Source organism: Spirosoma aureum, assembly GCF_011604685.1.
Lineage (GTDB): Bacteria > Bacteroidota > Bacteroidia > Cytophagales > Spirosomataceae > Spirosoma > Spirosoma aureum.
Genome location: NZ_CP050063.1, coordinates 4101693 through 4113783 on the forward strand (window position 1 = coordinate 4101693; position 12091 = coordinate 4113783).

Below are 12091 nucleotides of genomic sequence, written 5' to 3' on the forward strand. Positions count from 1 at the left end.
ACGCAAATCTTATTCTTACTCCTAACACCTCGCTCCTAATTCCTAAAAGACAATGGCACACAAGAAAGGTGTAGGTAGTTCCAAAAACGGCCGCGATTCGCACAGCAAACGCTTGGGTGTGAAGTTGTTCGGTGGCCAGTCGGCTATTGCCGGCAACATCATTATCCGCCAGCGCGGTACGAAACATCATCCTGGCAAAAACGTTGGTCTGGGTAAAGACTATACGTTATTCGCACTGGTTGATGGTGTCGTAAAATTCCGTCCTGGCCGTAACAGCCGTTCATACGTAGACATCATTCCAGCTGGTCCTTCGGCAGTTGAAACAGCTCCTGTAGCTGTAGCTCCCGCAGCAACAGCAGAAGCGTAAGGCACACACTTACGATACGAAAATGAACCCGTTTAACAGTACGTTGAACGGGTTTTTTCATGCCCAAAAACTAAAAAAACGGTATGACTGTTACTATACCGTCAGCGCTACCAACCGAAAGTCATAACGTATACACTGAAAACTTTTTAATAATGAATCCTACGCTAAGCCGTCCTGTATCCATCTTTACCGAAGGAAGTCCCAATCCGAACTCCATGAAGTTCGTCGTTAATTTCGAACTCGTTCCTACCGGGTTATCCTTCGACTATGCCACGCCTGCCGATGCATTAATTGATGGTAAAGCGTCACCGCTGGCAGTAGCCCTGTTCGGGTTTGAGTTTGTACAACGGGTGTTTATTTCGGGAAATTTCATAACCGTTACCAAAGACGATCAAACGGACTGGGACGAAGTGATATTTGAAGTTAAGTTTTTTCTGAAAGAGTATTTTGGTGAGCAGAAGCCCGTTTTTTCACAACGGACCATGGACACCAACTCGGCAAAACTGGATATGGATTCAGAAACCGTTCAGAAAATCAAAGCCGTACTGGATCAGTATATTAAGCCAGCCGTTGAGTCGGATGGGGGCGCTATCAGCTTCTATTCATTCGATGAACCAACTGGCACCGTAAAAGTCTTGTTGCAGGGCTCCTGTAGCGGTTGCCCTTCATCGACACTAACCCTCAAGGCAGGGATCGAAAACCTCCTGACCCGACTGGTTCCGGAGGTGAAACTCGTTGAAGCCGAAGGTGTGTAAAGGTATAAAATCAATTGAAGCAGGTCGTTCGAAATTGTTGACATCATTCGGTGTCGGCGGTTACGAACGACCTGCTTCTTTACCACTAAATCAAAATAAACGGCCATTGGGGAAACCGACCTAGCGAATTGACGTTTACTTTGAAGGACACTCTGCCATTCAATTTAAAGCGTAACTGCATGAAGTATTCGTTTGTTGTAGTATCATTTCTGCTGGCCACAACAGCCAGTTTTGCACAAAATCTTCTTGGCATTTCAACCAGTCGCTACGGCGGTACCAATCGGCTTTATATCAACCCAGCCTTAGCCGCTGATTCTCCTTCTAAGTTCTACCTGAACGTTGCAACGGGCGTTGCCCATGTCAATAACAATTATGTTCGGTATCAGGCACCGTTTTCCTTACTGCGATTAATTAGTGGAACGGTACCTGCTCAATATAAAAACCCAGATGGTTCCGTCCGATTCGATGCGTCGTATACCCAGGAAATACTGGATGGTACACCTAAAAATGGAACGATTTTAGGGGAAATACGAGGCCCTGCCTTCCTGATAAAAACAAGCGATCGTGCCGCTTTTGCTGTAACAACCCGCTTCCGGGCAATAGGGCAGGTTGTTGGAGCGTCAGAAAATTTGCTGTCAGCCTTTAGAGCCAGTTTAAGCGATAAGGCACTCTACAGCATTCCTAACCGGGACAATAAATTCAGTGCGAACACCAATACATTTGTTGAACTGGGACTAACCTATGCCGGAACAATCTGGGAGGGTGAGGGACAAAAACTCCTGCTGGGAGCCACGGCAAAACTCCTGCTGGGTTATAATGCCCAGCACCTTGTTAACCGGGGAATGGATTACCGCATTATTCAGGACCCGAATAATGCGAATAGTGCACTGCTGGAGGTCAACCGACTGGATGCTACTCTTGCCTATACCAGTTTTCTACAGGATCGAAGCCTGAACCCCCGAACATTGTTTAGCACGTCGGCACCCGGTAAAGGGGTTGGTGTTGACGTTGGCCTGACGTATGTGAGTCAATATGATGTAGATAGCCCTGCTTTACAACTAGGTCTGGCAGTAACCGATATTGGCGGTTTGACCTATACCGGCGAAGATTATAACTACACTGACATCGGCCAGAATCCGGTTCGGTTTCGGGGAAGTGATTTTAACAATCTGAACGGTATCGAAGATATTGCCCGAGTCATTCAGCAGAAAATCAATACCGGGCGCAGTCCCGATAAAACCAGCTTTCGGACAGGGCTCCCAACCTCACTGAACATAACGGGCGATTACCAGCTGCCCAGCGGATTTGGTATAAACCTGACCTATTTACAGGATCTTCGATCTATTGATGCGCTGGCCACCCACCAACCATCGCTCCTGGCGGTTACTCCGCGATACGATGCACGCTGGCTGAGTTTATCGGTGCCGATCGTTTACCTGAACCACGGCCTGTCGGCGGGTGCTTCGGTTCGGGTTGGGCCGGGTTGGTTGGGAACGGATAATCTACTCGGCCTGCTGGGCAACGTTAGCAGCGGAATCCGGCCGCGCGGTTTAGATATTTATGCTGGTTTCGCCTTTGGTATTGGGCGATCAGATGACGAGTAACGAGTTGATCCATTGAGAAAAGGCCAGGCAGCTCAATTGCTCTTTCTAAACCGATCTTACCTGCTTCCTGCAAGACCGGGATTTCTCAATGGCACCGCCTATTCTTTTTCGAGCAGAAATGCTTAATTTTGGTCAAATACCGTCTGTAAACTGGGTTTTGCCAGGTCTGACATGACCGAACGAACTACTTTTTTCGATACCCCACTTCTCTACCTGAAAGGATTAGGGCCGCAACGTACGGAACTTCTCAATAAAGAGTTGAATCTGTTTACGTATGGTGACCTGATTCAATATTACCCATTCCGTTACGACGATCGGTCGCGCTATTATACCATTAGCGAATTGATGGACTCGATGCCATCTGCCCAGATTAAAGGCCGGCTTCGCGATTGGTATACGGAAGGGGAGGGACCTAAAAAACGGCTTGTCGGGACATTTACGGATGGCACCGGCTCAATGAGTCTGGTGTGGTTTCAGGGAATTACCTACATAGAGAAGACCCTTCGACGTGATGGCGAATACATTGCCTACGGGAAGCCACAGTCCTTCAATGGGCAATTCAGCATTGTTCATCCTGAACTGGAAAATACCAATACGGCCTCGGAGCAGGAGTTAGGATTCTTTCCCGTGTATAATCTCACCGAGAAACTCCGCAAACGCCATCTTGATAGTAAAGTCATTGGCAAAGTCATGCGGATGCTGCTCGAACAGGCGTGGCCGCATATTCGGGAGACATTACCAGACGCGTTGATTCAGCAATACCGGCTCGTTGGTAAGCGTGATGCGATGTGGAATATTCACCTGCCTCAGAATCAGGGCTGGCTGAAACAGGCGCAGCGACGGCTGAAATTTGAAGAATTGTTCTACAATCAGCTTCGGCTAATCAAGAACAAACTGATTCAGAAAGAAGAATTTCCGGGACAGATTTTCCGGGATACATCGCTGATGAAGCACTTTTATAACGAACTGCTGCCCTTTGAACTGACCGGGGCCCAGCAACGGGTTATCAAAGAAATTTACGGCGATTTTCTGACCGGGAAGCAGATGAACCGGCTATTGCAGGGCGACGTGGGCAGCGGTAAAACCATCGTGGCCTTCATTGCCTGTTTGCTGGCCATTGGCAACGGGGCCCAGGCCTGCCTGATGGCCCCAACCGAAATTCTGGCCGACCAGCACTATAACGGTCTTAAACCGTTTGCCGATGCGATGGGACTGAACCTTGGTATTCTGACTGGTTCGACCAATAAAAAACGACGTGTCGTGCTGCACGAAGAGTTGCAGACGGGCAAAATGCATATTCTGGTCGGCACCCATGCATTGCTCGAAGATGCTGTTCAGTATAAAAACCTCGGCCTGTGTATTATTGATGAACAACACCGGTTTGGGGTGGCTCAACGGGCCAAACTCTGGCGAAAGAACGAAACCGTACCCCCGCATATTCTGGTTATGACAGCCACGCCCATTCCGCGTACGCTGGCCATGACACTTTACGGAAACCTGGATGTTTCGGTCATTGATGAACTACCCAAGGGCCGTAAGCCAATCAAGACCGTTCATAAGTTCGATAAACACCGCTCCGAAGTATTTGGATTTATGCGGCAACAGATCGAACTTGGCCGACAGGTGTATGTGGTCTATCCGCTCATCGAAGAGTCGGAGAAGCTTGATTACAAAGATCTTATGGACGGTTTCGAGAGCATGCAGCGTGCTTTTCCACGACCGAAATACGAGGTTGGTATGCTGCACGGAAAAATGTTGCCCTACGAGAAGGACGACGAAATGCAGCGGTTTATCAAGCACGAAACGCAGATACTGGTGGCCACAACAGTCATTGAAGTGGGCGTTAATGTGCCAAATGCCAGTGTCATGGTGATTGAAAGTGCCGAACGATTCGGTCTGTCGCAACTGCACCAGCTAAGGGGTCGTGTTGGGCGGGGTGCTGATCAGTCGTATTGTGTCATGATGACAGGCTATAAGCTCAGCAGTGATACCCGTACCCGGCTCGAAACCATGATTCGTACCAATAATGGTTTCGAAATTGCCGACGTTGACTTGCAACTGCGCGGCCCCGGCGACCTGACGGGTACGCAGCAGAGTGGCGTTATGGACCTGATGATTGCCGATCTGGCTAAAGATGGAGCCATTCTGACGGCTGCCCGCGAGTCGGCACAGGCCATTCTGACCGAAGATCCAGAACTCGTATTACCCCAGCATGCACCTATCCGAAACCACGTCGATGGCCTGAAGCAAACAGAAAATAACTGGGGGCGAATCAGTTAATCAATCCATTATCGTGTGATAAAGCGTTTGATTCTACCGACCTGCTGGCTGAACGATTACGATTTGCTGTATTAGCGAAGTTGCATTTCTAATGACAGTCACACTTTCTACATTATCGGGCAACGGGCACTCCGCTTCTTAAATCAGGCGATGCATATAAGGCGGGCGAAACTGGTTTTTTCAGGTATGGGTTTATAAAGAATAGCAGGTAACGGCAGGAAGTAAATGGTTCTCTGATCTGGCACCGATTGTGTTTATGAGTCAAATGAGTATCTTCCGACTGTAAACCAACCTGAGCTACTTCATGAACTATCGACTACTCCTTTTAATGGGGCTACTTTCTACTATAGCCCATGCCCAACCGGTAACCTTTTCCGTTTCCTTTCCGGCTACTCAAAGCAAAACGGCCCTCGATGGTCGGGTACTGCTGATTCTGGCTAAAACCGATAAAACCGAACCCCGCTCGCAGGTGAGCGACGCAGTTGAAACAGCCCAGATTTTTGGTGTGGATGTCGACGGACTAAAACCCGGTCAGGCTACTATTGTCGATGCGGGTGCGTTCGGATATCCCAAACGAAGCCTGAAAGACATTGCGACTGGTGACTATTATGTTCAGGCTGTTTTGCATAAATACGAAACGTTTAAACGTAAAGACGGGCATACCGTAAAATTGCCGATGGATAGGGGCGAAGGCCAGAACTGGCGAACCGCACCTGGAAATCTGTTTAGTAAGCCACAGAAAATCAGCATAAAGCCCGGAGCAAATCAAGCGGTCACAATCTCACTCAATCAAGTCAATCCGCCGATTGCGGAACCCAAGGACACGAAATTTATCAAGCATATCAGAATTCAGAGTAAGCGACTAACTGAATTCTGGGGCCGCCCGATGTATCTCGGTGCACACGTCCTGCTGCCTGCCGGATTCGATGAACATCCCGATGCTCATTATCCACTCTGTTTGTTTCATGGGCATTTTCCCGATGATTTTTCGGGATTCAGCGAAACACCACCTCCTGCCAATATGGATACGACCGACTATATTGACCGGTTTCATTTGTATGGCTATAAGAAAATTGTAGCTCAGGAAGCCTACGATTTTTATAAGAAGTGGACCAGCAAAGATTTTCCAAGAATGCTGATCGTTGAGATCCAGCACGCGAACCCCTATTATGATGACTCTTATGCCGTAAATTCCGAGAACCTCGGCCCTTATGGTGATGCCATTATGTATGAACTGTTGCCCGAAATTGAAAAACAGTTCAGGGGTATCGGGCAGGGATGGGCGCGGTTTACATACGGGGGTTCAACAGGTGGCTGGGAGGCTTTGGCAGCGCAGGTTTTCTATCCCGATGCGTTTAACGGCTGTTTTGCGGCTTGTCCTGACCCGATTGCTTTTGATGCCTATACTGTTTTCAATCTTTACAAAGACAAGAATGCCTATTATGCCGAAGGACCATTTCGACGTACACCACGGCCGGGTCAGCGTAATTATCTGGGGCAGGTAAAATGCACAGTAGAGGAAACAAATCATCGCGAATTAGCCCTTGGTACGCATTCGCGCTCCGGCGACCAGTTTGATATTTGGGAAGCAGTTTATTCGCCAGTAGGATCGGATGGATATCCGAAACGGATCTGGAATAAACTTACCGGCGACATTGATCCGACAGTTGCCGAATACTGGCGTGAGCATTATGATCTATTGCATATCCTTCGTCGCGACTGGAAGATCCTTGGCCCCAAAGTCACTGGAAAAATTCATATTTACTGCGGTGACATGGATAACTACTACCTCAATAATGCCGTCTATCTGATGGAAGACTTCCTGAAAAGCGTTCAGAATCCGTCTGCAAGCAGCGAAGTGGCTTATGGTGATCGGGCAGAACATTGCTGGAATGGTGATCCTACGCAACCCAATTACATCAGTCGCCTTCGTTACAACACCATGTATATCGACAAGATTTTGAAGCGTATCGAAACATCGGCACCGAAAAACGCTGATTTGAAAAGTTGGCGCTATTAAGGCAAACGATACAGTAAACAATTAAAAAGTTTTCAGTTTTACGATGACTTTACCGCATACACTAAATGGCAATCGGGTGCTTAAACGACTGGATTTCGACCAGTTGCACACGAAGTATTTCAATCATCGACGGTTACAGGTATTTGCCAAAAAAGGGACTTCCTGTGTTCGCTGCGGAGTAGAAGGAGTATACCTGATCGCGTCAGTTGATCAGGGGGGCGGGCACCACGTAGACCTGTTCACAGCTAATTTTACACTCATGACCATCGATCACATTCTGCCCAGATCCAAAGGAGGGCAAAGCATATTGGCGAATTATCAGCCGATGTGTCAGTACTGTAACTCCCGGAAAGGCAATACGCTGGAAAGTGATATCTAGTGGAAATTTTCTGTTCTGGTTCAATCAATAGCTGATTGAACCAGAACGAATTTTAGCACTGAAGGCAACTACAAACGGATAAGCTCGTACTTTTATGCAGCCTTCGATATGCCCTATAATTGCGCTAAAAAGGCCATTGTATCGATACCATCGGCATAATCGCTCAGGCCAGGCCGCTGTGTCTGACCAAAAGCAACGGTCGCTAACCCGACATGACCAGAAAACCAGTTCTGAGCTGATGCGACAACCTGAATTCGGTCGGCGCGTTCATTGAGCCAGTTTGTAGCATCATCAAGCGTCCGGTAAGTCTGGTAGTATAGAACGGAAATCGGCGAGACAAGATTATCATTTTCAGTCAACAGCAAGTAACCATTGTCGAGATGGGGTACGGCATTGATCAGGTAAATAGACTTGTTGTAGTCGTAATTGTTCTGGTATTTATGGTTGTTCAGATACACCTGAACCTGAGGCTCAAGCGTTCGTAGAAGGGGCGTAAAATCATACCCGTCCGGCACCAGAATCGTGGATACATTGCGACAGCCTAACCCATAGTAGTCGGAAATATCATGGCCAAGTTTCATGAATTCGTCGTCACTTTCTTCGCCCATCAATAAACCGACAGAAGTGCGATTTTTGCGAATAATGCTCGGCTTTTTAGCAAAGTAATATTCGAAATACCGAGCCGTGTTGTTACTGCCCGTAGCAATGTAGGCGTCGGCCGTATTGAGCCGTTCAGCTTCTTCAATATGACCCGCAAAATCAGGATTGATCTCTTTTATTTTTTGTATTAAATAATGGATTAGTACAAAATCTTGCGTACTTAACTTGGCGAGCAGATCATGACCACTCAACAGTACGCAGAGTAAATCATGAAAACCAACCGCCGGAATATTTCCTGCCATGACGACCCCAACTCTACGGGAAACGGCATTTGGCTCAGGTGGGTAGGTATGAACCCATGCATTTAATTGATCGGCCGTCAGGAACTCATCGGCAATGGCTCTCAAGGCGTTTAAGGTATTGGCTGGTGTAAACCAGTTATTCTTATAATAAGCCCGTTGAGCGATTTCCTCTAATTCGGGCAGGGCTTCGGCGGAGCGTAAGAAGTTGCCTAAAGCCACGAACGTTTGTAGGCGTTCTGATTGAAGCATGAAGTAAATAAACAAATGGAATACACCATCAACTAATGTAATGAAATTTTAGTTTGCCGTTAACCTTTAAATAGTTATATTTGTTGTTCAATTCAGGAAGATAAAAGTTTATCGTCTATAAATCTGTACTGCTCATGGCAATCATGATCACTGACGAGTGCATCAACTGTGGTGCCTGCGAACCCGAATGCCCCAATACAGCCATCTATGAAGGTGGTGTCGAATGGACCTGGGGTGGTGGAACCGAACTGACCGAAGTTGATTTTGGTGACGGTACGGTTGTTAGCGGCAAAGCACCTCAAGCACCCGTTTCTAATGAATTTTACTACATCGTGAATGATAAATGCACAGAGTGCATGGGCTTTCATGAGGAGCCTCAATGTGCGGCTGTTTGCCCGGTGGACTGCTGTGTTCCCGATCCTGAAAATGTAGAAGATGAAGAAACACTACTAGCCAAGAAAGCGTGGCTTCACGCTGAGGCATAGTAAAACACTATTACGCATAAAAAAGCCTGACTGGATTATCCAGTCAGGCTTTTTTATGCGTAAGCCAATCTGAGAATAGGAATATTTTAAAAAAATTCACTAAAAGAATATTTGGCAAAAAGTCATGAAAGCAGAATATATTAAAATTTCAAAAAAAATGCAAATTTTAGGTACTTTACATGTAAATATTAGAACAATTTAAACAAAATAGCGTAAAACATGAAAAATCGCTCTATTGTTTAACAAAATCTCTTGTGTGGAATAAATTATATGATAAAATTTGTCCCCGGTTAAACTACAATTTCACCCACTACTCCACCAAAGAAAAAGCATGAAAAAAACAATTTTACTTCTTAGTTCTTTGTTTGCCGGGTTTGGCGCTTTCGCCCAAGATTCAACGAGTACTACTCCTGGAAAATTTACTTTCTCAGGCTACATGGACACCTACTATTTGGGTAACTTCAATAACCCAAAGAGTCAGTCGAACCTGGGTTTAAATGGTTCAGGTGTTGGTAATGCACGGGCTTTTGATCAAAAGGCGGGTCAGTTCGGAATAGGTTTAATTCAGGCGAAGGCGACATATACAGCCGATAAGGTTGATGCTGTTATGGACCTGACGTTTGGCACATTTGCTGATCTGGGAAACTATGGTAATAATGTAGGTCTTCTCGGAACTCCAGGATCAACTGCGCTGGCCATTAAGCAGGCTTACATTGTCTTCAAGGCTACGCCTAAACTATCGTTTACAGCCGGTCAGTTCGGTACTCACATCGGTTATGAAGTTATTGATGCTCCAGTTAACTACAACTACTCATTATCTAACCTCTTCAATAACGGACCTTTCTATCACATTGGCTTAAAAGCGCAATATGCGTTCAGCGATCGTGCTTATTTAATGTTAGGCGTTGTCAATAACGTTGATAATCTCGTTGACAATAACAAAAAGAAGGGTCTGATCGGGCAGTTCTTTTTCTCGCCAGTTTCAGGCTGGAATGTCTATCTGAACGGGATTATCTCCAACGAAGCTTCTAAGGATGTAGACGGTGTTAAGGCTGATGACGCAAGTTATTCACTGTTCGATCTGACAACTACGTATCAGATTACATCTAAATTCTATCTCGGTTTGAATGCTGCTACTGGCTCCCAGAAAGGTGATTATCAGGGAGTAGGTGGTCCATCTACGTCGAAAAGCTGGGGCGGTGTAGCTGTTTATACAAACTATGCATTTACTGATAAATTCGGGTTGGGCCTACGGTATGAAACATTCGACAACAAAAATGGTGCTCGCGCTTTGACGGATGCAGCAGGTAATGGCGCTAGTGTGAACTCAATTACCATAACCGGTAATATCACAGCGGCAGATGGTCATGTTCTGCTCAAGCCTGAACTCCGGCTTGATAGCTACTCGGCCAATAAGTTCGAAAAGAATGACGGTTCACTGACTAAGTCGCAAACGACGCTCGGTATGGCGGCCATCTTCAAATTCTAAGCTTGTATCTCCGTTTTCTTAACCCAAATTTCATAAATCAGTACAACAAAAACCCCTCAATTATTATGCAAAAGCCCAATTACGTACCTCTGATTCTGCTGGGAGTCTTCGCTATTCTCGGTGTACTGCCTGGTTTTAACAGTGTTCCGACGCAAATCGTGACGGAAGGCATCAACTCGGGTGATACGGCCTGGATGCTCGTTGCTACAGCTCTTGTCTTGTTAATGACTCCTGGTCTGGCGTATTTCTATGGCGGGATGGTCAATAACAAAAACGTTATCTCGACGATGCTGCAAAGCTTCATTGCGATGGGTGTTATCAGCATCCTCTGGGTTGTAGTTGGCTTTAGCCTGGCTTTCGGTTCATCGATTGGTGGTTTCATTGGCAATCCAATGGATCACTTCATGTTCAAAGGCGTTCTGGACGGAAAGCCCTGGTCACTGGCAGCATCCATTCCGCTGGTCGTGTTTGCCTTCTTCCAACTGAAGTTTGCTGTTATTACGCCTGCTCTGGTTACAGGTTCAATGGCTGAGCGGATCAATTTCCGGTCATACGTTTTGTTCATGATCCTGTTTAGCCTGTTCGTCTATGCGCCATTAGCACACATGACCTGGCATCCAGATGGTTTCTTCTTTAAGAGAGGTGTACTTGATTTTGCCGGTGGTACGGTTGTTCACATGTCGGCTGGTTGGGCAGCGTTGGCCGGTGCTTTGTATCTGAAGCGTCGTAAGTCACACCTTGAGGCTAGCTATTTCCCACCTGCCAACATTCCATTTGTACTGTTGGGTACGGGTCTGCTGTGGTTTGGCTGGTTTGGTTTTAACGCTGGTTCGGCGGTAGGAGCGACTCCATTGGCTGCTTCGGCTTTCGCAACAACGAATACAGCTGCGGCTGCGGCTGGTCTTGCCTGGGTTCTGTTTGATTCAGCTAAAGGCAAGAAAGTATCGGCACTGGGTTTCTGTATCGGTGCTGTTGTAGGTCTGGTGGCTATTACGCCAGCTGCTGGTTTCGTAACGGTTCCAACCTCAATCTTTATCGGTACAGTTGCGGCAATTATCTCGAACTATGTAGCCCATCTGCGGTCTAAGTCGACGCTTGATGATACGCTGGACGTATTTCCCTGCCACGGCGTTGGTGGAATGGTAGGTCTGCTTATGACTGGCATTTTCGCTAGTAAAGGTGTTAACTCGGCTGTAACGGTTGAAGGGCTGGCCTTTGGCGAAACAGGCCTGTTTGTCGAACACCTGATCGCTCTGGTTCTGGTATCAATATTTGCTTTCGGTATGTCATACCTGCTGCTGAAAGTTACCGATCTGATTCTGCCCTTGCGTGTTTCTGAAGAGGACGAGAAGTCGGGTCTGGACGTAAGCCAGCACGACGAATTCCTGATCGAAGCGTAAGATACGACAACATAGCCACAGGCACCCTGTCTGGCCGTTATGTCCGGCAGCTTTACTGTGGTTTTGTTGTACTCATGGAGCCGCTCCCGCTTGGGGGCGGTTTCCTGCTTTTAGATGAGTCTTGTACACACACGAGCCTTTCCACGAAAGCAATGATTGCT

10 protein-coding genes are annotated in these 12091 nt (G+C 46.9%); 9 read left to right on the plus strand and 1 reads right to left on the minus strand.

Going from position 1 to position 12091, the window contains the following annotated elements; genetic code table 11:
- Window positions 1-52: 52 nt before the first annotated feature.
- The 6 genes from rpmA (at window position 53) to G8759_RS16190 (ending at window position 7405) form a co-directional block, all read left to right on the plus strand.
- Entirely contained in the window at window positions 53-367 is a 315-nt protein-coding gene (gene rpmA / locus G8759_RS16165; RefSeq protein WP_162385125.1) for a 50S ribosomal protein L27, read from the plus strand.
- Window positions 368-519: 152 nt separating this feature from the next.
- On the plus strand, window positions 520-1122 hold the full coding sequence (locus G8759_RS16170) for a NifU family protein (RefSeq protein ID WP_167209692.1): 603 nt from the start codon (window positions 520-522) through the stop codon (window positions 1120-1122).
- 179 nt (window positions 1123-1301) lie between these two features.
- On the plus strand, window positions 1302-2726 hold the full coding sequence (locus G8759_RS16175; RefSeq protein WP_167209694.1) for a DUF5723 family protein: 1425 nt from the start codon (window positions 1302-1304) through the stop codon (window positions 2724-2726).
- A gap of 171 nt (window positions 2727-2897) precedes the next feature.
- The gene (gene recG / locus G8759_RS16180; protein ID WP_167209697.1) at window positions 2898-5006 is read left to right on the plus strand and encodes an ATP-dependent DNA helicase RecG; all 2109 of its coding nucleotides are present in this window, start codon (window positions 2898-2900) and stop codon (window positions 5004-5006) included.
- A gap of 304 nt (window positions 5007-5310) precedes the next feature.
- Complete coding sequence (locus G8759_RS16185) at window positions 5311-7026, plus strand: hypothetical protein (RefSeq protein WP_167209698.1); 1716 nt, start codon at window positions 5311-5313, stop codon at window positions 7024-7026.
- Window positions 7027-7069: 43 nt separating this feature from the next.
- On the plus strand, window positions 7070-7405 hold the full coding sequence (locus G8759_RS16190) for an HNH endonuclease (RefSeq protein ID WP_167209701.1): 336 nt from the start codon (window positions 7070-7072) through the stop codon (window positions 7403-7405).
- 113 nt (window positions 7406-7518) lie between these two features.
- On the opposite strand, the gene G8759_RS16195 is transcribed toward G8759_RS16190, so the two are convergent.
- On the minus strand, window positions 7519-8556 hold the full coding sequence (locus G8759_RS16195) for an aldehyde dehydrogenase family protein (RefSeq protein ID WP_167209703.1): 1038 nt from the start codon (window positions 8554-8556) through the stop codon (window positions 7519-7521).
- Window positions 8557-8690: 134 nt separating this feature from the next.
- Between G8759_RS16195 and G8759_RS16200 the strand changes: the two genes are divergently transcribed.
- From G8759_RS16200 to G8759_RS16210, 3 genes are all read left to right on the plus strand, one after another.
- Window positions 8691-9041 carry a 4Fe-4S dicluster domain-containing protein gene (locus G8759_RS16200; RefSeq protein ID WP_162385118.1) on the plus strand — a complete coding sequence of 117 codons (351 nt, stop codon included), beginning with the start codon at window positions 8691-8693 and terminating at the stop codon, window positions 9039-9041.
- Window positions 9042-9372: 331 nt separating this feature from the next.
- The gene (locus tag G8759_RS16205) at window positions 9373-10530 is read left to right on the plus strand and encodes a porin (RefSeq protein WP_167209704.1); all 1158 of its coding nucleotides are present in this window, start codon (window positions 9373-9375) and stop codon (window positions 10528-10530) included.
- Between the two features lie 65 nt (window positions 10531-10595).
- Window positions 10596-11930, plus strand: coding sequence for an ammonium transporter (locus G8759_RS16210; protein WP_162385116.1), 1335 nt, complete (start codon window positions 10596-10598; stop codon window positions 11928-11930).
- Window positions 11931-12091: the final 161 nt, after the last annotated feature.